Origin of the sequence: Streptomyces sp. NBC_00005 (assembly GCF_045160215.1) — a bacterium.
Classification (GTDB): domain Bacteria; phylum Actinomycetota; class Actinomycetes; order Streptomycetales; family Streptomycetaceae; genus Streptomyces.
This window is the reverse complement of sequence record NZ_CP108316.1, coordinates 10,930,378-10,957,006: the sequence shown is the minus strand read 5'-3', so window position 1 is coordinate 10,957,006 and position 26,629 is coordinate 10,930,378. Positions and strand designations below refer to the sequence as shown.

The window sequence follows — 26,629 nt, the reverse complement described above, 5'->3', positions numbered from 1 at the left end:
ACGCCGCTTCGAACGGTTCCTGGTCGGCAGCGAAGGATCGCTGGCCACGGTCCTTGAGGCGACCGTCCGGCTGGTCGACGACCGAGTCGAACGCAGGATGCTGGTGCTCGGATACCCGACGATGGCCGAGGCGGCCGATGCCGGCCCGGCGCTGCTCGCCGCAGCGCCGGGCCGGCTCGTCGCGTGCGAGGGCATGGACTCGCGCATCGTAGATCTGGTGCGGGCCAAGGGTTCGCCGGTGCCCGATCTGCCACGGGGGCAGGGCTGGCTGTTCGCGGAAGTGGCGGGCAAGGACACGCCGGACGCGGTGCGACGGCTCGTCGCCGCGGCCTCCGCGCTGGACACCAGGCTCGTCGACGACCGGCGTGAGGCCGCCGCACTGTGGCGCATCCGTGAGGACGGCGCCGGGCTCGCCGGCCGGTCGCTGCCCACGCCGGCGTACGGCGGATGGGAGGACGCCGCCGTACCGCCGGAGCACCTCGGTGCGTGGCTGCGCGACTTCGAGGAACTCCTGCGGGCACACGGCCTGCAGGGCGTTCCGTACGGGCACTTCGGCGACGGCTGCGTCCACTGCCGCATCGACTTCCCGTTCCGGCCCGGCGACCCGGCCTCGGCCGCGGTGTTCCGCGAGTTCATGACCGCCTGTGCGACACGGCTGCGTGACTACCGCGGCACGCGTCCACCGCCCGGCACATCGCAGTGATCGGCATCACCGCAGAGTCGTCGTACGCCTGCACGCCCAGGCCACCCCTCCACGGTGGGCACAACCCATGTCGACACCACGCCTGACACACGATCACTTAGCTCATCAGAGACGCTCAGCTCAACGACCCAATGGACACGCTCCGTTCCATCATGGCCACCACCTGCCGTCGGACAAGTGGCCGTCGCGGTGCCGGACAGACGGCTGCGTGTAGCCCACCCGCACTTGAGGTCGGGGTGAACCGACTCGTCAGTTCACCCCGACCCACCATCAGTGCTTGGTGGCAGCAGCCCGAACGGTGACCGCGTCCCACATCGGCGATGTGTTGTCGAAGACCACGGCGATTTTGATCTTCTTCCCGGCCGCGACCGTCTGCGGAAGGGTCACGCTGCCCTTCTGGGCCTCGTCGAAGGAGACCGGGCCGAGGTCACTGACCTTCCCGTCGGCTGCGAACACGTAGGCATGGCCTGTCGTGTTCGCGTGCAGGGCCGTGGCCGCGGGGTCCGATGCCGCCGCGTCCAGCGACACGGTCGTCTTCACTCCGACCTGGTTCGCCGCGATCAGCTTCGTCGACCGCTCGTCCTTCGTCAGATCCGCGGAGGTCGGCGTCTGCTGGACGAGCTGCCACTCCTGCGAGCCGTCCTGGGCGGCGTTCTGCAAGGTCAGCGCCGCACCCTGGGAAGGACCGGTCAGGTAGACGTTCGTGTTCTTCACCGCCTGGAACTTGTAGTACCCGTCGGCGGTCTTGACGACGTTCCAGCTGCCCGTCGCGCTGTTGTCGACCCACTGCCCGATCTTCTGGCCGACCGTCGCGCTACCGGTCCAGATGGCGGCCGCGCGGCCGCCCGACTTGTTGAGCAGCGTCACGCCGCCGTTCGGCTCGGTCACCATGTGCCAGTACTGGGTGTCCTTGTTCGCCGCCGAGCCGGCGTTCTCCAGGACGACGTCCGGAACGTCGCCGTTGCCGATGTTCGCGTCGTTGGTCTTGCTTCCGGTGCCGATCACCTGCCCCGTCTTGCGGTTCACCAACTGGTAGTAGGCGCCCTGCGAGTGGCCGAGATCGACCTCGGCGTAGGCGATCGTCGACGTGCCCTGGTTGTTGAGTATGGAGATGCGTCCGGTGCCCGAGACGTACTGCAGGCTGCGGCTGTAGCCGGCCGGCGAGGTCGTCTGGTACTCCTTCCACGTTCCGTCGCTGCGTCCGCTCTCGTTGACCCAGACGTTGCCGCTGCCGGCGGCGTTATACACCAGGCGCCCGTCGGGGAGCCTGACGATGACCGGGCTGCCGCCTGTCGCGAGAGTGCGGGAACCGGGGTCGAGGGGCAGTGAGGTGACCGGGTTGCCGACGGAGCCGCTGTAGAACTTCAGCGGGTCGTCCGCGATCGCGTACCTGGTGTTGACTCCGCCGCCCCAGTACTCGTAGGTGAGGAGCCACTTGCCGTCCGTCGTCGGTACGACGTTCGTCATGCCCGGCCGGCCGCCTCCGATCTCGCTCTTTCCGCCTCCCATGTCCTGGGTCAGGCCCGCGATGTCGACGACGGGACCGCTCCACTGCGTGCTGCTGCCGTTCCAGGTCTTGTGGACGAGGATCTGGCCGTGCGAGTCCGTGGCGGTGGTGTTCGCGGGGTCCGGGATCGCGGCGCCCGTGGCCGGGTCGTAGCCGAGGTAGTCGTCCTCGTCGGAGTAGTAGCAGACGAGCTGGCCCTTGTAGACCATCAGGTACGGCTCCCAGAGGGGATCCACCTGCTTGTATGTGTTCGCCTCGGCGACGTTCTTGCCGATCGCGCCCGCGCTGCCGCCCTGCCAGCCGCCCGTCGCGATGACGCCTGCGACCTTCCACGTCACGCCGTTGTCGGGGCTGGAGTACAGGGCGAGCGCCATGTCGCTGCGGTCGCCGTCGTTGGACGGCGTCCAGTTCGGGTCGGCGGCCTTGTGCTCCTTGTAGTAGGCGTCGTCGCCCGTCACGACGCTCGCGAGGAGCAGCGTGCCCGCCTTGAGGCTGCCGACGTCCTGCGGGAGCACGTAGAAGAACGGGTTTCCCCAGTTGCTCTTGTACTTCGCGTACTTGGGATCGCTGGAGAGGTACGCCGGAGCCTTGACCTCCGACAGCTGCTGCCAGGACGTTCCGTAGTCGTCGCTCTTGTAGACCGGGAGGGTCTCGCCGTCGGCGGTTCCCGTCGTGGGCACCACCGTGGCCTTCTCGAACGACGCGACGAGCCGTCCGCTCGGCAGCTGCGCCGACTTGGGGTAGATCGCGCAGTTGCCCCGCCCCTTCAGGCACGGTTCGTTGCCCAGCTGGTAGAGGATGCCGCCCGTGGGGTTGTACGCCTGCGCACTGGCCATGGGTATGGCCACCATCGCGGATGCCGCGACGAAGGTTCCCAGCGCCTTTCTCAGCTTTCTTCTGTGCATAGCCCCTCCTTTGGGGATGACATGGTGATGCCGGCCGGCACTCGTCCTAGGCCGTCGGTCCGTCTGCGGTGGTGAACACCCGTACGTCCCACGCGCGGAGCTCCAGAGCGGTGGCGGCGGTGATGCGGCTGCCGTCGAGAACGTCGGACAGGTCCACCGGAGCCGTGACGCGGGCCGGCTCCCAGCTCCAGTTGTGGATCACATGGACTCGGCGTCCGTCGGGGGCCGTACCGGTCGTGGCGGTGACGGTTTTCGGCAGGTCGCGCCAGCCGCTGATCGCGGTGGGCACCAGCCACTCGGCCACCGCCTGTGCAAGAGTGCGGCCCGGGACCGTGCCGACGCAGGTGACGCGGCCCTCTCCGTGAAGGCGGGTGGCGATCGCGGGCCAGCGGCCGAAGTGCGGGTGGTCGTAGACGGCGAGCGTCTCGGCGTCGGTGACGGTCAGGCCGTCGGCCCACTGGGTCGCCGTCGCCTCCTGCGGCAGCTGCAACGGGCTGTCGGGCGCGGGGAGGACCGGGAGGTCGCGTCCGAGGTTGCTGAATTCGTCGTACGACACGCCCGCGGCCTCGGTCAGGCGGCCGGGGGCCGGTTCGTGGCGGGCCCGGGCCTCGTGGTCGGCGTAACCGGTGCGCGGGCCCAGGACCAGGTGGCCGCCGGCGTGGGCGTAGGCCGCGAGCCAGTCGAGGCTCGCGTCATCGGCGACGTACAGCGCTGGTACGACCAGCACCGGGTGGCGGCGTGCGGCCTCCTCTGGCGCCATGACCTCGCGCTCGCCGCTCGGGTCGTGCAGCTGCCGGGCGTGGATGATGCGCACCTGGCGGCCTGCTTCGAAGGCGCCGCGGTAGAAGGGGTCGAAGATGCGGTGGTAGGAGGCGGGATCGGGTTCGCCGTCGGTCGTGGCGAGCGGGGGGTGCTTCTGCATGAGCCACTTGCTGGGCGTCGAGTAGACCAGTGTGATGTCGGCGTCCGGTTCGAGCCCCGCGACGAGCGGGCCGGCCTTGTCGAACTCGGCGCCCAGTCGGGCGAGTTCGGCGTACGCACGGCCGGGCTGTCCGCTGTGCGGCAGGACGCCGCCCCAGTAGGTCTCGGCACCGAAGCGCAGGGTCTGCCACTGCCAGTACTCGATCATCCGCGCGCCGCGCGCCACGTGCGCCCACGCGGCCTGGCGCCACTGGCCGTCGTAGGCGGGGCGGTTGTCCCACGCGAAGCCGATCGAGGCAGCGTTGGTCTCGGTGACCAGGAACGGCTCCTGGCGGGAGGAGAACATCCAGTCGGCGGTCTGGTACATCGACCAGACGCCGGTGGTCTTCCAGATCTGCTCGTGGTCGTCGGGTGTCGGGTCCGGCAGCAGCAGGCCGTCCTGCATGTCGTAGTACGGGTTGCCGGAGGCGATGTCGAGCCGGGCGGACAGCTCGTCGTCCTCGACTCCCTGGCGGGTGTAGGAGATGCAGGTGGTGACGAACTGCTCGGGGCTGACGTACTCGCGGACGATGTCGGCCTGCCAGCCGATGAACTCGGTGACCTGGCGGGCCTGGAACTTTCGCCAGGCGACGTCGTACTGGGGCTGGACGTTGCCGTCCGGGGTCCACAGGTCTGCCCAGTCGGACAGCCGGTGGGACCAGTAGACCAGTCCCCACTCGCGGTTGAGGGTCTCGACGTCCCCGTACTTGGCGCGCAGGTGGTCGACGAAGCGCTGGAAGACGCCGTGGTTGTGGAAGAGGTGCAGGCCCGGTTCGTTGTCCACCTGCCAGCCGATGATCGCCGGGTGGTCGGCGTACCGGGCCACGATCCGGCGGATCACCCGCTCGGCATGGAAGCGGAAGGCGGGATGGGTGAAGTCCGCCTCCTGGCGGCCGCCCCAGCCGATGCGCTGTCCGGTGGCATGCTCCCCGGTGATCTCCGGGTACTGCCGGGCCAGCCACGGCGGCACCGCGTACGTCGGCGTACCGAGGATCACGGAGATGCCGCGCTCGTGGGCGCCGTCAAGGACGGGCTGGAGCCAGTCGAGGTCGAACGTCCCGTTCTGCGGCTCCCAGGTCGACCACACCGACTCGCCCACCCGGATCACGGTGAAGTTCGCCTCGGCCATCAGGTCGAGGTCGGTCTTGAGCCGTTCGTCGGGCCGCAGTCGGGGATCGTATTCGGGGGTGTACTCGTGGTAGTACGCGGCGCCGAACAGGACGCGGGCGGGCAGAACCGCCATAAGGGCAACCTCCAGGAGAACAAGGGGAGTTACTGCTTGACGCTGCCGCTCGCCAGGCCGCTCTGCCAGTAGCGCTGGAGCAGGAGGAAGGCGACGACGAGCGGGACGATGGAGATCAGGGAGCCGGTGACGACGAGCGGGAGCATGTCGCTGCTGGCACCGGACCCGCCGTTCTGCGCCTGCGCGGCCCAGGAGGACAGGCCGACCGTGATCGGGTACAGCTTCGGATCGTTCAGCATGATCAGGGGCAGGAAGTAGTTGTTCCAGGTCGCCACGAGCGTGAACAACAGGACCGTCACCAGGCCGGGTGCCAGCATCCGCAGGGCGATCCGGAAGAAGATCCGTGCCTCGCCTGCGCCGTCGATGCGGGCGGCCTCCAACAGGCTGTCCGGGACGGCGTCGGCCGCGTAGATCCGCATGAGGTAGAGGCCGAAGGGGTTGACGAGCGAGGGCAGGATGACTGCCCAAGGGGTGTTGACCAGGCCGACCTTGGCGAACAGCAGGTAGGTCGGGATCGCCAGGGCGGTGGCCGGGACCATGATGGCGCCCAGGACCAGGTTGAAAGAGACACGGTCGCCGCGGAAGCGGAACTTGGCGAAGCCGTAGCCGCCGGCGGCCGCCAGCAGGGCGGCGCCGAGCGCACTGACGACGGCGTACAGAACGGTATTGAGCAGCCAGTGCACGAAGACGCCGTCGTCCTGGGTGAAGGTCGCCTTGATGTTCACCAGCAGCTGCGGGGCGTGGGAGAACCACAGGCCGAAGCTGTTGATCAGGTCCTGGGTGTTCTTGGTCGAGGCGACCAGCAGCCAGAACAGCGGGAGGAGGAAGTAGGCCAGGGCCGCCAGCATGGCGATCGTCAGCGGGGTGCTGCGGCGCCGGGACGCGGACCGGCGCCGCGCCGGTACGACGGGTGCCGGGTCAGCCGGTGCGATCGTGGCCTTGGGCATCGTGGTCGTCACCTTGCCCTCCTGCGGTTGGCGGGGAGCAGTACGGCGTAGGAGGCGATGACGATGACCAGGCCCAGGAGGAAGGAGACCGTGGCCGCGTAGTTGACCTGGTTGCCGGTGAAGGCGAGCGAGTACGCGTAGAGGTTGGCGGTGTAGGAACTGCTGATCACGTCCGGGGCGATCTTCATCAGCAGGCTCGGCTCGTTGAACAGCTGGAAGCTGCCGATGACCGAGAACAGCAGGGTCAGCAGCAGCGCGGGCCGCAGTGCGGGCAGTTTGATCGACCAGGCGACCCGCCAGGCGCCCGCCCCGTCCATCGCAGCCGCCTCGTACAGGTCCTGCGGGATGGTCCGCAGGGCCGCGTACAGGATGATCATGTTGTAGCCGACGAACTCCCAGGTCACGATGTTCGCCAGGCTGCCGAGCATCCAGCCGTCGCCGAGGAAGTGCGGAGTCGGCAGGTCCAGCTTCCGGCTCAGCTGGGCGAACGGGCCGAAGTCGCGTCCGTACAGATAGCCCCACATGAGCGCGGCGACCACGCTCGGGACCGCGTAGGGCACGAAGATGCCCAGCCGGATCACCCTCGCCAGCCGCAGCAGACCGCTGTCGAGGGCCAGCGCGAACGCCAGGGCCAGCAGCAGCATGAGCGGCACCTGGATCACGAAAAACAGGGCCACTCGGCCGACGCCGTGCAGGAGGAGCGGGTCCTTGAGGGCGGTGACGTAGTTGTCCACGCCGACGAACACCGTTCCGCCGATGAGGCGTTGCTGGAACAGGCTCAGGTAGGCGGCGTAGCCGAGCGGAGCGAGGAACAGCAGGAGGAAGAGGATGAGGAACGGGGCGACGAACAGTGGCCCGGCCGCCCGGTGCCGGAGCCGACGGGGCCTGCCCGGGGCAGCGGTGGTGGCCGACATGTTCAGGCCCCCTTGACGGTGAAGCCCTGGTTCTTGGCATAGGCCGTCATCCGCGACTGCCACGTACCGAGCGCAGCGACGGTGTCGGACTTGTCGGCAAGGGACTTGCCGACAGTCTCGGTCCAGTCGGTCGCCGCCTGGTCGAGGAACGGCGGCCACTGGAAGGAAGGCGTAACCGTGTCGCTGATGTCGGCGAAGACCTGGTTGACCTTCTGGCCGCCGTAGAAGGAGGGCGCATCACCGGTGAAACTCGCGTCCGTGAGCAGGGCCTTGGTCGCCGGGAAGAAGAACTGCTTGGTGGCGAACAGCTTGGCGCTGGCCGGATCACTGTTGAGGAACTGCGCGAACAGCGCCGCGGCGATCGGGTTCTTGGTCGGGCGCAGGACCGCGGTCGTGGAGCCGCCCCAGTTGCCCGAGACCGGCTTGGAGGCGTCCCACTGCGGCAGCGGCGCCGCACGCCAGTTGCCCGCGGTGGACTTGGCCGAGCCGGACAGGAAGGCCGGACCCCAGGCCGCGGTGAGCCAGGTGGCGTACTTGCCCTTGTTGAAACCGGCGTACCAGCCGTCGGTGAAGTCCGGGTCGGTACTGATGACGCCGTCCTTCGCCAGCCCGCCCCAGTACGCGCCGAGCTTCTTGGAGAGCGCGTCGTCGACGCTGATCGACAGGGTGCTCTTGCCGGACGTCGCGTACGGTTTGGCGCCCGCCTGCCACAGCAGCCCGTGCCAGGCGGCAGGCTCGTTCGCCGATAGGTTGGTCAGGTAGACCTTCGGGTCGGCCTTGTGGAGCTTGCGGGCCGCGGCCCCGAACTCGTCCCAGGTCCCCGGCACTTGGATGCCGTGCTTGTCGAAGATGTCCTTGCGGTAGAGCATCCCCATGGGTCCGGTGTCCTGGGGGATCGCCCAGACCTCACCGTCGGGTCCGCTGACCTGTCCCCACGTCCAGTCGACGAACTTGTCCTTCAGCGCCGAGGCGCCGTACGGGCTCAGGTTCAGCAAACTGTTGGTGATCGTGAAGGTGGGGACCGCCTGGTACTCGATCTGCGCCAGGTCCGGTGCGCCGGTTCCGGCCTTGAGTGCGGTGCGCAGCTTGGTGTAATGGGCAACGCCCTGGCCGGCGTTGACGACCTTGACCTTGATGGCCGGGTACTTCTTCTCGAAGAGCGCGACCTCCTGCTGGATGTTGGGGACCCAGGTCCAGAACGTCAGTTGGGTCGGCGTCTTCATGGCCTTGTCGATGTCGGCCTGGCTGACAGGCTTGGCGGAGGAGGAGCCTCCCGAGCCGCTGTCGCCGCTGCACGCGGCCAGCGCAGCGCCGAGGGACACCGCGCCGGTCGCGGCGAGAAATCCGCGGCGGCTCATGGAGGACGTGGGAAGGAAGGATCGGGGCATGGTGAACTCCCGCCGATGGGCAGAGGGACGGCACGCCTGGCGAGGGCGCGTCGCACGGGTGGGAAGGAAGAGGCGTGAGGGGAGGTGCGGCGCGAAACGTCGCTACCAGGGCATCGGGGTCGCCAAGTTCAGGCAGGCGTCGCGCGGGCTGTGGCCGGCACCTGTGTTGTGTGCCGTACAGCGGAAGTCCACGGTGGTGGAGGGTTTCTGATGGTCTGTGAGCTCAAAAGACGGGCACACCGGTCGGCCCTGCGCGTTTTCCGGTCGGGCCGATGAGTGCTTGTCAGTCAGTGGCGGGAGGTCTGACCCGCGCCGGAGGCGCGTGTGCCGGGCCGCGTGAGCGGGAGGCCGAACGCCGCCCGCGTACCGGGCTGCTCGGGACCGGCGGGGGTGCGGTCGAGGCACGGACGACGAGTTCGACCGGCGGATCGTTCGGCGGCGCCGGCTCCGCGTCCGGTTTCTCGATGGCCTGCACCAGGAGCCTGAGCCCGTCGTGCGCAACGGCATCGAACGGCTGGCGCACCGTGGTCAGCGGAGGGGTCAGGTAGGCGGAGACGGGGATGTCGTCGAAGCCGACGACGCTCACGTCCTCCGGCACGCGCAGACCGGCTTCCACCAGCGCGCGGATCAGACCGATGGCCATGTCGTCGTTGGCGGCGAACACCGCGGTGGCGTCACCGGCGGCGGCGAGCTCGCACCCCGCCGCATAGCCGGACGCCGCCGACCAGTCGCCATCGAGGACGGGCGGCTGTTTCCTGTCACGTGCCGACAGCGCCGCCCGCCAGCCCTCGAGACGGTCCCGGGCGGCGAACCACCGCTGCGGACCGGCGAGGTGATGGACCGTCACATGCCCGAGGTCCAGCAGGTGCTCGGTGGCCGCTCGCGCCAGCGACTCGGCACCGACCCCCACGGCCACCGCCCGGGGACCACCGAACGCCGCCGGCGCGCCGACAACGAGTACCGGCACGTCGACACTGAGCGAGACCGCCCCCTCGTCGCCCTCGTCGATCGGTTCGGACACGACAATGCCGTCCACGCCCTGCTCGAGCAGCGACTCCACGGCCCCGGCAACGCCACCCTGGTCGCCCTCCAGCGTGTTGACCACCCGGAGCGCATAGCCCGCGTCCCGTGCAGCCCGCTCGATGCCGATGAGCAGCGAAGCGGGTCCGTACAGGGCAGTTCCCAGAGTGACCACGCCGATCGAACGGGTGCGTCCCGAGGCCAGCGCCCGGGCCGCGTTGTTCAACCGGTAGCCGAGTTCCTCGGCGGCTTCGAGCACGCGCCGGCGCACCGCGTCGGATACGTACCGTTCACCGTTGAAGACCCGTGACACCGTCTTCTGCGAGACACCTGCCAACCGGGCCACGTCCACGCTGCGCGGCGCGACAGGGCTGCCGCCCCGTCCTCCCCCTGGCGTCATTGGTGTCTCCCGATCTCCGGTGGCTCAAATCCTAGTCAGTCACAGCCGGCCGTCCGACAGCCTGTCCTGTATGACTGCGCTGTCATGACTGCGGTGTCATATCTACGCAGTCGAACAGGAGGTGTCAAGACTCCGCGCAACATCGCGGCACCCCAGCCGCCATGCGTGCTGACCCTCTGCGCGATCAGGCGCGGCAGGTTCCGCTGGACGAACACACGCAGTTGCCGTGGGCGAGCAGGACGAGCAGACGGAGATCACCACCGCGAAGGAAGCGGCAGACAACGAGCTGGACCTGGCGTTCGGACGCTTACAGAGCGCCGCGAACCGACTGGAGTACAGCCCGGGCCGGAGGATCGAGAAGGAGTGCGGGATCAGCCACTTGATGTACGCGGTGCTGCTGATCCTGGGCCGGGCGGGCCAACCGGGCCTTGATGCGTGAGTACGGAGTCGGATCCCGCACGGCCAAGGCCTCGTTGGAGTCGCTCGGGCCGGAGCCGCGGAAGAAACCGCGTCCGCGCGGGACCCGCCTGGATGCCTACAAGCCGTTGACCGACCAGATGCTTCTGGCGGATCTGGATGCGCCGCGCACACAGCGCCACACGGCCAAGAGGATCTTCGACCAGCTCCTCGACGAGCACGGGCAAAGGCGGGTACCCACCCGATGGTGCGGGCCCATGTCGCCGACCGGTGCCCCCGGATCGCTGTCGAGGCCGGCCGCGGGGTGGTCCGCGCGTTCCTTCCGCAGCCCCACCGGCCGGGGGCCGACGAGCAGGTGGACCTCGGTGAAGTGAAGGTGCGCCTGGCCGGTGAGCTGGTCACCTGCTTCGTGTTCGCGATGCGCACGGTCCGCCCCGGGGACCGGGTACACATCCTGCCCCCGGACCGGGACAGCACGGTCGGGCGGATCGTGACGGCCGACGGCGACCTCGACGAGGCCGGTGCGGGCCGGTCCGTCACCCTCACCCTCGCCGGCGAGACGGACGTCAGTCGTGGGACGCCAACCTCCAGAGGTGGCCGACCAGTTCGAAAACCACCTGGTGTGGATGAGCCCGCAGCCCATACTGCCTGGCCACCCCTATGCCCTCGCCTGTCCCCGACGGCTGCTGCCTGGTCCGCGACCAGCAGCTCGCCCTCACCTCCCCCGTACCGGACGGCTGGAAGCGCGAGAAGGGGCCGGACGACGAGGCCACCTACACCGACCCGACCGGCCTGGCCGACATCACCATCGGCAGGGTGGACCCCGCCGGCTCGCACCCCATCGAGCACTTCAAGGACATCGAGGCGAACACCCAGGCCAACTACCCCACGTACCGCAGGCTGCGCCTGCACAAGACCACCTTCAAGGAGCAGCCGGCCGCGGTGTGGGAGTTCACCTTCCACGGCCGCGCCCGCGCCGTCCCCGCCATGGACCTCGGATACGGCACGGAGAGCGGCCGGGAGTGCGACATCTACCTGTCGGCCCCGGACGCCCGATGGGACACGTACCGTCCCGTCTTCGACACCGTGCGGGAACGATTCGCCTACTGACCGGGTCAAGGTTGTGCGGGCAGGCTCCAGCAATTGGAGGCGGCCCGCTTGCCGGACAGCTGCGCGGTCAGCCAGGAGATAGCGTCACCCTGGTCGGTCAGCAACGGCGCGAAGTGGTTGAGGAGCGCGCTGCCCACGTTCGGCAGGACGACGGCCTTATAGGTGACGTCCGCCCCCTTCTTGCACCAGTCGGCGGCGAGCTGGCGGGCCTGGGCATGCGGGACGAGATTGTCACTGACGCCCGTCGCCAGCCGGACGGGGCCGGAGGGCTTCAGTGTGCCGATGCGCTGGCTGTCCAGGAAGGCCTGGAACACGGGTGTGGCGGCGATGATGTCACTGATGGACTGTCCGTCGGTCGTCCACTTGGTGCTCTTCGCGTAGCCGTAGCCGAAGAGGGCGTCGCCGACACACATGGTCGACAGGTCGGCGAGGGCCGTCTTTCCGGCCGCGTTCAGGTGCGCCTCGGCGAGGGGCTTCAGGGACGGGTCGGACTGGAGGAAGCCGTTGAGCGACCAGCCCAGCGCACCGGCGAGTTCGCTGCCGTCGATGGCCTTGGTGACGGAGGTCAGGTCGGCGGGCGGGGCGCCGGCGTAGATCCCAGAGAGGGTGACGTCGGGGGCGTAGGAGGACTGGAGTTCGGCGGCCGCGGCGGTCGCTCCGCCACCCTGGCTGTAGCCGAAGAGCCCGACCGGGGAGGCGGCGGTGACCGAGGTCCCGTCGAGCGAGCGGGCGGCGCGGACGGCGTCCAGTACGGCGTGGGCCTCGTCGACCCGGTTGACGTAGGTGTGCAGCCGGTCCGTCGCGCCCAAGCCTGCATAATCGGTCACGACCACGGCGACGCCCTTCGCGAGGAGGCGGTAGATCGCCAGGTCCTCGTAACCGACGGACACTGTCTGGTTGTTGACTGCGAGGGGGTGTTCGAGGCCCATGGACGCGGCGCACTGGTCGCCCTGCCCCATGGTGCCGGGTGCCACCGCGACCAGGGGGCGCGGGCCGTCGCCCTTCCACCCGGCGGTCGGTTCGATGTAGGCGCCGGTGACGGCGACCGGCTGTCCGTTCGAGTCGGTGGACTTGTACATCAGCCGGGTCGCGGATCCCGGCAGGGTGCCACTGAGGCCGGGCAGACTCAGGGCCAGCGGAAGGGGTTCACTGCGGACGAGGGTGCCGTCAGCGGCGGGCAGAGTGGCAGGCGGGTTGTAGAACGCGGGGATGGTGACGCCCCGGGACACAACCGTGTCCGCCGCGGTGGCTGCGGTGGCTGCGGTGGCTGCGGTGGCTGCGAGAGTCTGGGTGCCGAGGCAGGCGACGGCGGTGACCGCCGAGGCCAGAAGCCGTTGGCGTGTGGTCATGGCGAACCTCCTGTGAAACAGCCGGCAGGAAGCGACCTCCGCGTCCAGATCCTCCGAACCAGCCTGGACCCCGAGGTGCTGAGCTACGGCGGCACGGTGTCGCACACGGGTTGGCCCGCGCCGCTTGGAAGTGGTTCGCCAGGAACTTACCCAGAAGTAAGTTACCCGCGGTAGCAGTCGATAGGTTACGGTTCGGTAACTTGACTGAGTGTCAAATTGGACGCCTGCCGCAGCCACGCTTCGCGCACGCCGGTGCAATGCCGCCGGGCGGGTGCGGGATGACGCGAGGTTGCGCGCGGCGGCAATCGCGGGAGCAGACGGGATTGGGAACTCCCCCAAGGCTCCGTTGCCGCAAGGGGCTTGGGCTGTTGCCGACGACGTAGTGCGTGGACGCTCCCCGGCGTGAACGAGTGGCGCAAGCTGTACCGGGAAGAAGTCACAGACGTCATCGGCCAGTACCCGAACGACAGCCGCAGGTACCGGGGCATCAACAAAAGCCTTCAAGGCTCATCATGAGCGGGTCGGCGGCCACAACGACCATCGGCGCCCTGGACACCGGCCAGCAGCTGACCTGGCGGGGGCCTGCCCTGACGCTGATCAGCTTCGCCATCCCCGTGGCGGCCATGTTCACGGGGTACTACAAGTTCCGGGAGCGCAGCTACTTCTTGCAGCAGACTGCCGACTCGGCCGAGGAAGAGGCCCCCGCCTTCCGTCTCGGAGTCGGCCCGTACTTCGATCTCAGCGACGAAGATGCCCCTGCAGAGTTCACCGCTCGTGTGTAAGCCCTCCGCAACGAACAGCGCCGCCGCCAACAGCCGCCCTGGCCGATGCCCGCCCTGACCTGCTGCGCGGCGAACCGGCGGGACCGGTCACCTGACGGGGCCGCGCCAGCGGTGGAAGAACGTCTCGCCCGGCCCGGCACCGAGCTGGATCGGCACACCGGCCAGCAGGGTGTCGACATCGATCGCCTGCCCGGGCCGCAGCACGGTGAAGCCCTGGCGCGTGTAATACGGTCCGAGATCTCGCGGCGTCTCGAACTCGCCAAACACAAAACGTGTCCCTGACCGGTCCGGGGTAGCTAGCTCCTCACCGCATCCGTCGCGCAATATGTCAGCACCACCGGCGGTCGGAACGCCTGGGCACTGGCCCACAAACAAGTCGTGCCTGCAAGTCTCTCAGCCATGCAGCAGGGAACGGCGCAGGTGTCTTTCGTGGTATCACTACGACACAACTGTGCGGCAGTAACTGCTACTGCTCACCTGACACCAGGCGGAAAAGCACACGCGTTAGATTTCGCATACGCTGCGGGCTCGCTATTCGCCGACCGTGGCGTCTAGGAAAGGGGTATGAGCATCATGTCCGAAACCACTGCAGAAACCACCGAGTTGACCTCGCAGTACAGCACGCAGGTGGCCGGTGACCTTGAACGCAATCTCAAGGAGCAAGAACGTCTCAGCGGGGAAATCGAAGCACTCCAGGCGCAGTTGGCTGCCCTGCGGCACGACCACACCGTCCTGGTCAACATCCAGCAGGCCCTCGGCATCCCGGCGCCCGCAGCGCCAGCAGCCGAACCCGTCGCGACGGTGCCTGCTCCCCGCAAGAAGGCAGCGAAGGCACCGGGCGCGGCCAAGCAAACAAAAGACAAGAAGCCCGCCGCCGCAGACCGGAAGCAGACCAGCAAGAAGAGCACCGCCACGGCGCCGACTACGTCGTCACTTTCGCCCACGCTCGTCGACCTCGTCCGTGAACACCTGGCAGGCCAGAGCGAACCCCGTTCCGCCGCCGAAATCACGACCGCACTGGGACAGCAGCACCCCGAGCGCACCATCAAGGCAACCGTCGTGCGCACGACCCTCGAAGGGCTCGTGGCCAAGAACCAGGCCCAACGCACACGGCAGGGCAGGGCCGTCTTCTACACCACGCCGGCCCCGGCCGCCGAGCCCACAACAAGCGGCGAGGCCCAGGACGGCCCTGCCGAGTAGGTCCTCGCCCGTCTGTTTTAGAGGTGCTGGGACGCTTTATCGGTCTGCCACACCGCGCGGTGCGGCCGTGCAATCTCAGTCGGCTGGAGTCTGCCGCTGTGAGCAGGCGTATCGCAGTGCGAGGACAGACAGTTCTCGCAGGCGCTGTCGGCTCGGCCAGGGTCCGCATATCAACGTCGCGGTGTGCGACGAGCGTCGTGGTCCTCCAACTCCAGGCCAACCACTGCCTGTGGGGACTTCAGCCTTTGCCAGAACTCAGGCTGACTGGCTGTTCTCCAATCGTCTTTCCCTGCCCTGCTCCGCAGGAGTCCGTTCCCTCTCCGCCCTGAAGGGCGGAGTATCCAAGGAGGGATCAGGTAGCCGAACGCGATCAGTGCCACGACAAGCAGGGCAGACAGCAGGTAGAGGCTGGCTGTCGGGGATGGCATGCCGTGATCCTACTGTCGCTTCACAAACACCGCCGGTTCGCGCAGGTCGTTCTCCTCGCGGTGCGCTGGGGCGGAGTCGTTCCGCTTCCAAGATCGAAACGCTGGAGACCGAGGGCTTCGGGCTGCGCATGCTGACCTGGAACCGCGGTGAGGAGTCACTGCGCAGGCTCGGTCTGCAGGGGTCCGCGCGGGCAGAGCGCGTGAGTACCACAGCGCAGTACCGTCCGGGCGGGCCAGGACCTGCACGTTCATCCCGTGGTAGCGGTGCTTTTGCGAGTAGTACGGCTCGTCGGCGGCCACGCGGTCAGTCCTGATCAGGGTGCCGTCCAGGATGAGGAACTCGTTCGGGTCATGGTGGTGCAGCGCGTCCAGCAGGGTGGGAGCGTGATCAGCCAGGACGTCGACGCCCTCGGTCACATACCGGCCGGCGGTGGCGGTGGAGACACCAAACCCGACTCCCACCTGCTGCAGGGTCTCGTTCTTGCGCAGGTGCACCAGCACGAGGACGGCCTGCTGGAAGCAGCTCAGCCGCCGCCAGCGCGAGCGCAGTTCACGCCTTCGGGCGTAGATGAGCCAGGAGACGTGCTCAATCACCTCATGCGGGACGTCGATCATGGCGCGATATGCGACCAACAGGGCTCCTGTGTCCGGGCGGTGATGAGTGAGATCACCAACCGAACGACCAGGAGCCCTGCCACGTCACGGACCCCCACCAGCCCCTCGTCATCAGTCTCGAACCTCAGGATGAGAAGGGTTCACTGAGTCCAATTCCTCGTCCGGGCTGGGCAGGAACGAGGCCTCGAAGACATCCGCGCGAACCCGGTACCAAGGGCCGTCCCAACCTCGTTCGACCGATCCGGGCAATGCACTACGACTCATCGTGCGAGTGTCTCCGGCCAGCCAGACGATCTCAACCAGGATCCGCAGCCGTGCTCCTCCGCGACATAACTGCGGACGTTCACCCGTACGCGGCTGGGGAGCTTAGGACGTACGCCGACAACACCCGACTCGGTGATCGCCTGCGCGTGCAGGGCGAGGGCCTCGGTCAGCGTGGACTTGCCCCCATCCGGGTGGCTGATCACCGCGAACGTCCGGCGCCGGGTCGCCTCACAGGCAGTGGATCACCCCGGCAGACTCTTCGGTAACGTGAGGGTATGAGCCATCCGCACCCAGAACTCAAAGCCGCCCCGCCGCTGCCCGACGGCGGGCTGAGAGTGACCGCCCTGGGGGGCCTGGGCGAAATCGGCCGGAACATGACCGTCTTCGAGCATGCCAGCAAGCTGCTGATCGTGGACTGCGGTGTGCTGTTCCCGGAGGAGAACCAGCCCGGCGTGGATGTGATCCTGCCCGACTTCACCTCGATCCGGGACCGCCTCGACGACATCGTGGCCATCGTCCTCACCCACGGCCACGAGGACCACATCGGCGGTGTGCCCTATCTGCTGCGGGAGCGGGCGGACATCCCGGTCGTCGGCTCGAAGCTCACCCTTGCCTTCCTGGAGGCCAAGCTCAAGGAGCACGGCATCAGCCCCCGCACGGTGCGCGTGCGGGAGGGCGACCGGCGCGGCTTCGGCCCGTTCGACTGCGAGTTCGTGGCGGTCAACCACTCCATCCCGGACGGGCTCGCGGTGGCCTTGCGGACCGGGGCCGGGATGGTGCTGCACACCGGTGACTTCAAGATGGACCAGTTCCCCCTGGACGACCGGATCACCGACCTGCGCGCCTTCGCCCGCCTCGGTGAGGAGGGCGTGGACCTGTTCCTCACCGACTCCACCAACGCCGAGGTCCCCGGCTTCACCACCTCCGAACGCGAATTGAACCCTGCGATCGAACAGGTGATGCGCACCGCACCGCGTCGGGTCATCGTCTCCAGCTTCGCTAGCCATGTGCACCGCATCCAGCAGGTCCTGGACGCCGCCCACCAGCACGGCCGCAAGGTGGCCTTCGTGGGCCGCTCCATGGTCCGCAACATGGGCATCGCCCGCGACCTGGGCTATCTCAAGGTCCGGCCCGGCCTGGTCGTGAACGCCAAGGAAGTGGAGAAGCTCCCCGACCGCCAGATCACGCTGGTGTGCACGGGCTCCCAGGGTGAGCCGATGGCGGCCCTGTCGCGGATGGCCAACCGTGACCACGCGATCCGCATCGGCAAGGGCGACACCGTCCTGCTCGCCAGCTCGCTGATCCCCGGCAACGAGAACGCCATCTACCGGGTGATCAACGGCTTGACCCGGTGGGGTGCCAACGTCGTCCACAAGGGCAACGCCAAGGTGCATGTCTCCGGGCACGCCAGCGCCGGGGAACTCGTCTACTGCTACAACATCGTCCAACCCCGCAATGTCATGCCCGTGCACGGCGAGTTCCGTCACCTGCGGGCCAACGCCGACCTCGCCATCCGCACCGGCGTCGACCCCGACCGGGTCGTGATCGCCGAGGACGGTGTCGTCGTCGACCTCGTCGACGGCCGCGCCTCCATCACCGGCAAGGTGCCCGCGGGCAACGTCTACGTGGACGGCATGGAAGTCGGCGGCGCCACCGAAGCATCCCTCAAGGACCGCGTCACCCTTGCCCAGGAGGGCGTCATCACGGTCGTGGCCCTCGTCGACGCCGACACTGGCGCCCTGGCCGAGGCCCCCGACTTCCTGGCCCGCGGCTTCGTCCACGACGACACCACCTTCGAGCCGGTGATCCCCGTCATCGAGAAGACGCTGGCCACCGCCGCACAGGAAGGCGTCGGCGACGCCCACCAGCTCGAACAGCTCATCGCCCGAGCCGTGGGCAACTGGGCGTTCCGCACCCACCGCCGCAGGCCGCTGATCATCCCGGTCGTCATCGACGCCTGACCGGGCTGCAACCCCAACTCGCCGCTCCCACACCGCGGCGGAGCACGCGTCGCCACGCCGGTAACGGCACCCATGCATCCACGAACGTCAGAAAGGTGAACGGATGAGCCTGCGCTTCGAGGAGATCGACTGGCAACCGACACCGATCGGCGAGATCAGCCTGCGCAGGCGCCGCCGCCCGGTCTCGGGAGACGACGTGTACGAGGTGAAGCTCGGCGACGAGTTCCTGATGTCCAGCCTCTTCACCGCCGGCGAGATCGCGCTCACGGAACTCGCACTGGCGCAGCTGCCGGACACCGAACTGGACGTCGCCGTCGGCGGGCTCGGGCTCGGCTACACCGCCCAAACGGCCCTGGACGACCCCCGGGTGCGCTCGCTGACCGTGATCGACGCGCTCGCCGAAGTCATCGGCTGGCACCAGCGGCACCTGGTGCCCCTCGGGGCCCGGCTGACGTCGGACGCCCGCTGCCGCCTGGTGCACGGGGACTTCTTCGCACTGGCCGCCGACCCCAGCGGCGTGGACCCGGAGAATCCCGGCCGCCGCTTCCACGCCATCCTGCTGGACATCGACCACTCACCGCGCCATGTCCTCCATCCCCGGCACGCGGCGCTCTACCAGCCTGCCGGGCTCCGCGCCCTCGCCGATCACCTCCACCCCGGCGGGGTGTTCGCCCTGTGGTCGAACGACCCGCCCGACGAGGAGTTCGCCTCCGCACTCAGGGAGGTCTTCGCACAGTCGGCGGCCCACGTCATCGACTTCGACAACCCCGTGCAAGGCGGCACCTCGGCCAACACGGTCTATCTGGCCGGCACAGCACCGGACTCGCCGTAGGACGACGGCTCGACCGGACCGGGCGATACGGCACGGCCGCTCACGTACTGCAGAACAGCCGTTCCAGACGGTGAGCCGGTACTGCGGCGCGATGTGCTCGGCGATCAGATCGACCTCACCCGGCGTGGGAATCTCGCCCTCGTCCACCGCGCGCGGGCCAGCCGGGATATCCGGACACCCCGTGCGGGATTGTCCCGGCTCTGGTCCAATTTCTGTGGATGCCTCACCGACAGTGATGTCAGTGACATGTGGTGAGATGGCCGCGCTCTATCAGCCGCCTGGTGGGAGATCGTTCCGATGCCTGTGTACCAGTCGCTGACCCGTGCTCTGGCTGAGGCTTTGGTCGATGTCCTCTGGTTCGTTGAGGGGTGCGAGGACGAGCAAGATGGATCCGGATGACGCGGTCAAGGTCTTGGAGGGTGTCGCTCATCTGGTGACTCAGCTGTCGAGTGATCAGCGAAGCCGGATCGACGCCTTCCTCGAACTCCGGGCAGTAGCAGGTCCCGTAGGTCAGCCTGCTGCGCCGTGCACGCGTGTGCGGTTCGTAGGCGTAGTGCGCGGCCCCATACAGGACGGCGGCACCCGGGTCGGGCGGCACGAGCACGTTAGCGCGGCTCTTGAGATGTTCCTTGACTGCGTGCTGGGGGTCTGTCAAACGAGCGGCCCTGGAGATGACCCAACTGGCCGCCGTTGTCGGGGGCTTCGCCCAACTCCTGACGCCTTGCGCAGGAAATGCCGACGCACTCTCGCGCTGGATCGTCCAGGTCCGCGCTGTCGATCTGCCTCACCTGCACGCCTTCACCCGGGGCCTGGAGCGGGACCTCGACGCCGTGATCGCCGCGCTCACGCTTCCGTACAGCAACGGCCCCACCGAGGGCGTCAACACCAAGACCAAGCGGATCGCGCGCCAGATGCACGGACGAGCAGGCTTCACCCTCCTTCGCCACCGCATCCTCCTCGGATAGCGGCACGCTCAGTCACCACCGGAAATGAGACAGGGCCGAACGTCTTACAGTCCCGCTTGTCGCGGCCACCGTGGGCCTCGGCGAGGTCGGCGCCGTCCTCGCCGGGGAACGCTCTGCGGACGCGGGGCCCGGTCCCAAGATCCACGTCGATCCCCGATCGAGTGCGGCGAGCGTGTGCGGCTCCTACTGAAACACCTCGCTGCTGAGCGGCACGGGCCTTGCGGTGACGGGTGCCGGGCCCGGGAGCGGTTCGGAACGTCGCCGGAACCGGGAGTGGTTCAGCACCCCGCCGGGCCCGGCGGGGCCCTCGTCGGATCATCCCGTCCCGTACCCACCGCCCGACAGGGTCCGCAGCGCCGAAGTCACGGCATCGGCCATCGCCAGGCGCGCCACGGTGAGGGCCGGCCGGGGGTCGACCGTCGCGGGTGCCGCGGACCGCTCCGGTGAAGGCGGCCTTCAGTGCCGTACCAATGTTGATCTTGACCATTCCGGCCGCCACCGCCTGCCTGAGCTCCGCGTCGGGCACGCCCGTCGAGCCGTGCAGGACCAGCGGTACGGGGACCGCCTTGGCGAGGCGGGCGATGAGATCGTGGTCCAGCCGGGCGGTGCGCGTGGTCATCGCGTGGGAGCTGCCGACCGCGACGGCCAGTGCATCGACCCCGGTGGCGGACACGAAGTCGCGCGTCTGGTCGGGGTCCGTACGTGCCGAGGGTGCGTGCACTCCGTCCTTGCCACCGATCTCGCCGAGTTCCGCCTCCAGCCACAGACCCTGTGCGTGTGCCCACTGGGCCGCCGCGCGTGTGGCGGCGACGTTCTGGGCGTGCGGCAGCGCGGACGCGTCGAACATGACGGATCCGAAGCCACAGTCCGCGGCGCGGTGCAGCAGCGCTTCGTCGGTGACGTGGTCGAGGTGCAGCGCCACGGGCACGGCGGCCGTCTCGGCGAGCGCTGCGGTGGCGCGGGCTATCGGGGCGAGCCGGCTGCCGTGGAACCGCACGGCGTTCTCGCTGATCTGGCAGATGACCGGGCGGCCCGCGGCTTCCGCCCCGGTGACCACGGCCTCGGCGTGCTCCAGGGTGATCACGTTGAGCGCGCCGACGGCCCCTCCGTCGCGGTACGCGGAGCTCACCACGTCGGCTGTGGGAGTCAGCGGCACGGCCGGCCTCCTGTCGGGGCATGCGAGGACCGCGACAGCGGCAGGGGCAGGCGCAGGATTTTGCGGGAAGTGCAGGGTTTTGCTCGTTTGGCGACCATAAAGCACCCAATCATGCGCTGTGGTTTCATTGAGGTGCGCACTTCGTGGCGCACACCACCGACAGGGAGTTGTGAGACATGGCGGCACCGCAGGCCCGGTGGAGCGCGCTGCTGGAGATGCTGACGCGCGACGGGCGGATCGAAGTCGAGTCGGCTGCCGAGGAGTTGCGCGTCTCCGCCGCGACCATCAGGCGCGACCTCGACGAGCTGGCCCGCCAGCAGATGGTCACCCGCACGCACGGCGGAGCCGTGATCAACGCGATCGCCTATGACCTGCCACTGCGCTACAAGGCCGCGCGCAAGGCTCCGGAGAAGGAGCGGATCGCGGACGCGGCCGCCGGGCTGGTGAAGGCCGGCGCCGTCGTGGGGCTGAACGGCGGCACCACGACCACCGAGGTGGCGCGAGCACTGGCCACCCGCGCCGACCTGAGTTCCGGCGGCGCGGAAACAGCGGTCACCGTGGTGACCAACGCCCTGAACATCGCCAACGAACTGGTCGTACGACGTCACGTCAAGCTCGTGGTGACCGGCGGGGTGGCCCGCCCTGCGTCCTATGAGCTGATCGGACCGCTGGCCACCGAACTGCTCGCGGAGATCGCACTGGACCAGGTCTTCATCGGAGTGGACGCCATCGACGTGGCCCACGGGGCGACCGCCCACCACGAGGGCGAGGCCAGCATCAACCGGGCGCTGGCCCGCCGAGCGCAGCAGGTCATCGCGGTCGCCGACTCCTCCAAGCTGAACCGGCGGGCCTTCGCCCGCATTTGCCCGGTGGCGGACATCGACGTCCTGGTGACCGACAAGGCCGCCTCGGACGAACTGACCGAGTCGTTCGAGGCGGCCGGTGTGGAGGTCATCCGCGCCTGACACCGGGCGCCGGTCCCGCACCGGCCCCGGCGACGGCCCCGGCCCCGGCTCCGACGCGGATCCCGGCGTCATCCGCGCACGCCGCCCGCCGTCAGGCCGGCGACGAGGTAGCGCTCCACGAAGACGAACAGCACCACCACGGGCACGATCGCGACGATCGAGGTGGCGAACAGGTACTGCCACTGCTCGTGGTACGAGGTGACGAAGCCGGGGATCGCCCTGGTGAGCGTCATCCGGTTGCCGGACGAGGTGATCGTGAGCGCCACCACGTACTCGTTCCACGCGCCGATGAAGGTGTAGACGAGCGCGGTCACCACACCGGGCATCGCGAGGGGCAGGATGACACGGGTGAGGGCGCCGAACCGTCCGGTGCCGTCGAGCCAGGCCGCCTCCTCCAGTTCCTTGGGGATGCTCGCGAAGTACGCGTTGAGGATCCACACGCAGAACGGCAGGTTGAACGCCGCGTTCACCAGGATGAGGCCCTCGGCGGTGTCGGTCAGGTCGAGGCTGACCATCTCCCGGTAGATGCCGACCAGGAGCGCTGTCGGCGCGAACATCTGGGTGACGAGCACGAGGATCAGGAAGGCCCCGCGCCCGCGGAACCGGTGCCGTGCGGTGTAGTACGCGGCGGGCAGCCCGACGGCCAGGGCGAGCAGCGTCGACGCCCCGGCGACGTACAGCGAGAACAGCAGCGCGTCCCCGACGCGCGGGTCGGTGAGCGACCAGATCTGCGTGAAGTTCGACCACTGCCAGTGCGAGGGCACATAGGACGGCGGGGACTTCATCAGTTCGGGCGTCGGTTTGAGCGCCGTCAGCAGCATTTCCGCGTAGGGCGCGAGAAACGCGAGCGCCACCAGCCAGCCGGCCGCGGTGAGCAGGACGGTGCGCAGTTTCATCGGTCGTGGCCGCCTCCTGCGCGGCGTGGAGGTGCGGGGACTGACGGCGGTTCTGCTCACGCGGTGTCCTCCTGTCGGCGGACGACGCGCAGATAGACCAGCACCACGGCGAGGACCAGCCCGAAGTTGACGACGGCCATGGCGGCCGACTCCCCCACCGACTGGTTGTCGAAGGCGAGTTTGTACAGATAGGTGGTGGTCGTGTCGGTGCTGAAGCCGGGGCCTCCGCGCGTCATGGCCCAGATGATGGGGAACGAGTTGAACACGTTGATGACGTTGATGATCGCGGCGACCACCAGCGAGGGCCGCAGCAGCGGCAGGGTGATGCTCAGGTAGGCGCGGACCGGGCCTGCGCCGTCCACCCGCGCCGCCTCGTACACCTCGCCGGGGATGCTCTGCAGACCGGCCAGCAGGACGAACGAGGTGAACGGCAGCGAGACGAACACCGCCACGCCCATCATCGCCACGAGGGCCTGCCCCGGATGGGCCAGCCAGTTGACGGGGGCGTCGAGCGCCCCGATGTCCATGAGCAGCCGGTTGACCACGCCGTAGAAGTTGTTGAGCATCCAGCGCCAGATGAGCGCCGTCATCAGCACGGACGAGGCCCAGGGCACGATCATCGCCCACCGCACCAGCCGACGCCCCGGGAAGCTCGCGTTCAGCAGTTGGGCCAGGCCGAGGGAGACCAGGATCGTGACGGTGACGACCCCGACGACCCATACGACGGTGCGCAGCAGCACTCCGGGCAGGTCGCCCTCGGCGAACAGATCGGTGTAGTTGCCAAGGCCGGCGAATCCCTCGGACAGTCCGGTGGAGCTCACCTTCGTCAGGGACGTACGGATCATCTCGATGATCGGCCAGACGACCATGGTCAGGATGAGGAGGGTCGCGGGCCCGAGCCACAACAGGGGTTCGAGCGCGCGCCATGTCCTGCGACGGCGGCGCGGCGGGGACGGCGCCGGCGCCACCGGGGCCGGTTGTTCGGCCCCGGTGGCGCTTGCGGTGACATCGTGTACGGCCACCGAAGTCAGTCGCCCTTCTGCGCGGTCTTCTGGATCTCGCCCAGGACCTTCGCCGGGTCGCCGCCCGCCACCCCCGTGCCGATGCGCTGCTTCACCGCACCGTCGACCGCGGCCCACGCCGGGTCGTCGGCGGGGGCGAACTCGGCGCTGGAGAGGGCGTCGACGAACGGCTTGTAGTAGGCGGCGTTCTGGCTGTCGGAGCTGAGCACCTGACCGGCCGACTCGGTGACCGACAGGAACCCCTCGGTGGAGACGAACTTGGCGGCGTTCTCCTTCTGGTAGAAGAAGTCGAGGAACTTCTTCACCCCCGCCTTGTTCGACCCGTCGCTCTTCTTGAACGCGACGAGGTAGTCCTGCACGCCGAGCGTCTTGTGCGTGCTGCCGTCCTTGCTGGGCAGGGCCGCGACGCCGTAGTTCAGTTTGGCGTCGACCGGGTCGATGAAGCCCTTCCGCATGAAGACCGCCCCGTTGAGCATGCCGATCTTGCCCTGGGCGAACTGGTTGAAGACGTCCTTGCGGTTGGTGGCCTCCGGGTTGGGCTGGGTGACCTTTTCCTTCGTCAGTTTCCGCAGGTAGCTGAGCGTGTCGACGTTGGCCTGCTGGTCGATCGCCCACTTGCCCGAGGGGTCGGTCCAGCCCCCGCCGTTGTTCATCGCCCAGATCTGGAACTCGGCCTGCGCCTCCTCGGGGCCCAGGGGCAGCCCGAGACCGATGTAACCGGCCTGCTTGATCTTCTTGGCATCGGCCTCGACCTCGGCCCAGGTGGACGGCGGCCGGGCTATCCCCGCCTTGGCGAAGATGTCCTTGTTGTAGAAGAACAGGCGCGCGCTGGAGATGAAGGGCAGGCCGTACTGGGCCCCCTTGTACTGCGCCTTCTGCCGGAACAGCGGGAGGAAGTCGGCCAGCACCTTGGGGGAGACGACGTCCCGCGCCTTGTAGACCAGGCCGTCCCGGGCGAAGTCGGAGAACTTGTTGTAGTTGAGGACGTCCGGTTCCTGCTTGGTCTGGACGTACGTCTTGACCTTGGAGTCCATCTGCTCCCAGTCGACGACTTCGAGGTTCACCCGGTAGCCGGGGTTCGCCTTTTCGAAGTCCTTGATCAGCGCAGTCCAGTAGGCCTGGGTGTCGTCGTCGTACTTCGCCGCGACGAACTTGATCGTCTTGCCGTCGGATCCGCCGCTGTCCGAGGAGCTGCCCTTGCCGCAGCCGGTGAGGGCCAGAGCCAGGGCCGTACCCCCGGCGATGCCCGCGAGGTGCCGTTTCACGGAGTACCTCTCCGCACGCATGGCGTGCTTGGTCAAGCGCGTGCTCGCCTGATTGCGCGCCCGCTTGCTCGTTTATGCTCGATTGCTGGTGCTATCAATCATCGAACGACATGATGCTCAATGAAACGCGCACAGTGTCAAGGGCCGTCGCATCACGTATCGGTCACGCCGTGCGCCCAAGAGGGGAGTCCCCGATGAGTCAGACCGACATCGAGATCGCCACCCAGCCCGACTGCTGGCGCAAGGCCGTGGCACTGACCCGGCGGCCCGACGGTCCCGTCTCCGCCTCGCTGCCCCGGCCCGGCGAGCGGGTCGCCGTCGTCGGCTGCGGGACGTCCTGGTTCATCGCCCAGGCGTACGCGGCACTGCGGGAGTCGGGCGGCCACGGCGAGACCGATGCCTTCCCCGCCTCCGAGATGCCGGACGGGCGGGCCTACGACCGGGTGGTCGCGCTGACCCGGTCCGGCACCACGACCGAAGTACTGGAACTGCTCGGCCGACTGCGCGGGCACACTCCCACGACCGCGGTGACCGCGGTGCCGCAGTCACCGGTGACGGGGCCGGCGGACGCCGTCGTCGTGCTCGACTTCGCCGACGAGACCTCGGTCGTCCAGACCCGGTTCGCCAGCACCGAACTGGTGCTCCTGCGGGCCCACTTGGGCGAGGACCTGGAGCATCTGCCGCAGCAGGGGCACTCGGCGCTGGACGAACCGCTGCCGGCCGGGGTGTTGGAGGCCGAGCAGTTCACCTTCCTGGGGCAGGGCTGGGCCTACGGGATCGCCCAGGAGGCGGCGCTGAAGATGCGCGAGGCGGCGGGCGCCTGGACCGAGGCCTACCCGGTGATGGAGTACCGGCACGGTCCGATCAGCGTCACCGCACCCGGCCGCGTGGCGTGGTGGTTCGGGGACCCGGCGGCCCTGCCGTCCGGCCTCGCCGACGAGATCGCGGACACGGGCGGGCAGTTGGTGGTACTCGGCCGGGACCCGCTGGCAGATCTGGTCGTGGTGCACCGGCTGGCCTCCGCCCTCGCCTCGGCACGCGGGCTGGACCCGGACAATCCGCGCCATCTGACCCGTTCCGTGATCCTGGCCTGACCGGGCGTCCCCCGGAAGGATCTCGGGCGCCACAGAATTTACGTGTCCGTTACGAACGGTTTCCGGGCCCGCCGAGGCCGGTCGGCGGGCCCGGGAACCGACCGCCACCAGGGACAACAGCCGCTCCACGACAGCCCTCGGGGCACTCGGGACGCCGCGTGCCCCGCATGTTGACAGGTGGCGATTCCCGCAAGAGCATGTGCGAAATTGCTTCGAATCTTGCATCTGCACGCAGAATCAAGCAGACCGCAGCCCCGGCGGGCACCGCGCTTCGTCGTGACCGTGCGCTCCGCACGCCACCGGCACCACGCACCGCCGCTC

The 26,629-nt window shown here is 68.6% G+C and carries 18 protein-coding genes and 5 pseudogenes; 10 read left to right on the top strand and 13 right to left on the bottom strand.

Annotated elements, in window-relative coordinates; all coding sequences use genetic code 11:
* The first annotated feature begins 97 nt into the window (after window positions 1–97).
* A complete protein-coding gene (locus OG303_RS50105) occupies window positions 98–703 on the top strand; it encodes an FAD-binding oxidoreductase (RefSeq protein ID WP_405877877.1) in 606 nt (201 codons plus the stop codon).
* Window positions 704–1,315: 612 nt separating this feature from the next.
* Here OG303_RS50105 and OG303_RS50100 read toward each other — a convergent pair.
* The 6 genes and pseudogenes from OG303_RS50100 to OG303_RS50075 form a co-directional block, all read right to left on the bottom strand.
* Window positions 1,316–3,115 (bottom strand): annotated as a pseudogene (locus OG303_RS50100) (RICIN domain-containing protein); the annotation flags it as partial.
* A gap of 46 nt (window positions 3,116–3,161) precedes the next feature.
* Entirely contained in the window at window positions 3,162–5,318 is a 2,157-nt protein-coding gene (locus OG303_RS50095) for a beta-galactosidase (RefSeq protein WP_405876913.1), read from the bottom strand.
* A gap of 29 nt (window positions 5,319–5,347) precedes the next feature.
* Complete coding sequence (locus tag OG303_RS50090) at window positions 5,348–6,277, bottom strand: carbohydrate ABC transporter permease (RefSeq protein WP_405876911.1); 930 nt, start codon at window positions 6,275–6,277, stop codon at window positions 5,348–5,350.
* On the bottom strand, window positions 6,274–7,179 hold the full coding sequence (locus OG303_RS50085) for a carbohydrate ABC transporter permease (RefSeq protein ID WP_405876909.1): 906 nt from the start codon (window positions 7,177–7,179) through the stop codon (window positions 6,274–6,276). Before OG303_RS50085 ends, OG303_RS50090 begins: the two co-directional genes overlap by 4 nt.
* A gap of 2 nt (window positions 7,180–7,181) precedes the next feature.
* Window positions 7,182–8,567 carry an ABC transporter substrate-binding protein gene (locus OG303_RS50080; RefSeq protein WP_405876907.1) on the bottom strand — a complete coding sequence of 462 codons (1,386 nt, stop codon included), beginning with the start codon at window positions 8,565–8,567 and terminating at the stop codon, window positions 7,182–7,184.
* 283 nt (window positions 8,568–8,850) lie between these two features.
* Window positions 8,851–9,987 carry a LacI family DNA-binding transcriptional regulator gene (locus tag OG303_RS50075; protein WP_405876905.1) on the bottom strand — a complete coding sequence of 379 codons (1,137 nt, stop codon included), beginning with the start codon at window positions 9,985–9,987 and terminating at the stop codon, window positions 8,851–8,853.
* 226 nt (window positions 9,988–10,213) lie between these two features.
* Here OG303_RS50075 and OG303_RS50070 point away from each other — a divergent pair.
* A pseudogene (locus tag OG303_RS50070) lies at window positions 10,214–10,417 on the top strand (MarR family transcriptional regulator); the annotation flags it as partial.
* Between the two features lie 647 nt (window positions 10,418–11,064).
* Window positions 11,065–11,514, top strand: a complete 450-nt coding sequence (locus OG303_RS50065) for a serine/threonine protein phosphatase (protein WP_405876903.1) — start codon at window positions 11,065–11,067, stop codon at window positions 11,512–11,514.
* Between the two features lie 5 nt (window positions 11,515–11,519).
* Here OG303_RS50065 and OG303_RS50060 read toward each other — a convergent pair whose 3' ends face one another.
* Window positions 11,520–12,863, bottom strand: a complete 1,344-nt coding sequence (locus OG303_RS50060; protein ID WP_405876901.1) for an alpha/beta fold hydrolase — start codon at window positions 12,861–12,863, stop codon at window positions 11,520–11,522.
* A gap of 512 nt (window positions 12,864–13,375) precedes the next feature.
* On the opposite strand from OG303_RS50060, the gene OG303_RS50055 reads away from it, so the two are divergent.
* Entirely contained in the window at window positions 13,376–13,645 is a 270-nt protein-coding gene (locus OG303_RS50055) for a hypothetical protein (RefSeq protein ID WP_405876899.1), read from the top strand.
* Window positions 13,646–13,732: 87 nt separating this feature from the next.
* Here OG303_RS50055 and OG303_RS50050 read toward each other — a convergent pair whose 3' ends face one another.
* Entirely contained in the window at window positions 13,733–13,912 is a 180-nt protein-coding gene (locus tag OG303_RS50050; protein WP_405876897.1) for a hypothetical protein, read from the bottom strand.
* Window positions 13,913–14,209: 297 nt separating this feature from the next.
* Between OG303_RS50050 and OG303_RS50045 the strand changes: the two genes are divergently transcribed.
* Window positions 14,210–14,845: a hypothetical protein gene (locus OG303_RS50045; protein WP_405876895.1), complete on the top strand. Its 636-nt coding sequence runs from the start codon at window positions 14,210–14,212 to the stop codon at window positions 14,843–14,845.
* Window positions 14,846–15,390: 545 nt separating this feature from the next.
* Here the strand turns inward: OG303_RS50045 and OG303_RS50040 are convergent.
* Window positions 15,391–15,947: pseudogene (locus OG303_RS50040) on the bottom strand (transposase family protein); the annotation flags it as partial.
* A 480-nt stretch (window positions 15,948–16,427) separates the two neighbouring features.
* Between OG303_RS50040 and OG303_RS50035 the strand changes: the two are divergent.
* From OG303_RS50035 to OG303_RS50025, 3 genes and pseudogenes are all read left to right on the top strand, one after another.
* A complete protein-coding gene (locus OG303_RS50035; RefSeq protein WP_405876893.1) occupies window positions 16,428–18,113 on the top strand; it encodes a ribonuclease J in 1,686 nt (561 codons plus the stop codon).
* A 103-nt stretch (window positions 18,114–18,216) separates the two neighbouring features.
* Window positions 18,217–18,945 (top strand): spermidine synthase, encoded by a 729-nt coding sequence (locus tag OG303_RS50030; protein ID WP_405876891.1) that lies wholly within the window; start codon window positions 18,217–18,219, stop codon window positions 18,943–18,945.
* Window positions 18,946–19,604: 659 nt separating this feature from the next.
* Window positions 19,605–19,910: pseudogene (locus tag OG303_RS50025) on the top strand (transposase); the annotation flags it as partial.
* A 315-nt stretch (window positions 19,911–20,225) separates the two neighbouring features.
* Here the strand turns inward: OG303_RS50025 and OG303_RS50020 are convergent.
* Window positions 20,226–21,066 (bottom strand): annotated as a pseudogene (locus OG303_RS50020) (class II fructose-bisphosphate aldolase).
* Between the two features lie 176 nt (window positions 21,067–21,242).
* On the opposite strand from OG303_RS50020, the gene OG303_RS50015 reads away from it, so the two are divergent.
* Window positions 21,243–22,031 (top strand): DeoR/GlpR family DNA-binding transcription regulator, encoded by a 789-nt coding sequence (locus OG303_RS50015; RefSeq protein WP_405876889.1) that lies wholly within the window; start codon window positions 21,243–21,245, stop codon window positions 22,029–22,031.
* Window positions 22,032–22,099: 68 nt separating this feature from the next.
* On the opposite strand, the gene OG303_RS50010 is transcribed toward OG303_RS50015, so the two are convergent.
* From OG303_RS50010 to OG303_RS50000, 3 genes are read right to left on the bottom strand one after another with little or no spacing between them, the layout of a single operon-like run.
* Window positions 22,100–22,927 carry a carbohydrate ABC transporter permease gene (locus OG303_RS50010; RefSeq protein ID WP_405876887.1) on the bottom strand — a complete coding sequence of 276 codons (828 nt, stop codon included), beginning with the start codon at window positions 22,925–22,927 and terminating at the stop codon, window positions 22,100–22,102.
* A gap of 56 nt (window positions 22,928–22,983) precedes the next feature.
* The gene (locus OG303_RS50005; protein ID WP_405876885.1) at window positions 22,984–23,949 is read right to left on the bottom strand and encodes a carbohydrate ABC transporter permease; all 966 of its coding nucleotides are present in this window, start codon (window positions 23,947–23,949) and stop codon (window positions 22,984–22,986) included.
* Window positions 23,950–23,954: 5 nt separating this feature from the next.
* On the bottom strand, window positions 23,955–25,235 hold the full coding sequence (locus OG303_RS50000) for an extracellular solute-binding protein (protein WP_405876883.1): 1,281 nt from the start codon (window positions 25,233–25,235) through the stop codon (window positions 23,955–23,957).
* Window positions 25,236–25,408: 173 nt separating this feature from the next.
* Here OG303_RS50000 and OG303_RS49995 point away from each other — a divergent pair, with 173 nt between their 5' ends.
* Window positions 25,409–26,308, top strand: coding sequence for an SIS domain-containing protein (locus OG303_RS49995; protein ID WP_405876881.1), 900 nt, complete (start codon window positions 25,409–25,411; stop codon window positions 26,306–26,308).
* Window positions 26,309–26,629: the final 321 nt, after the last annotated feature.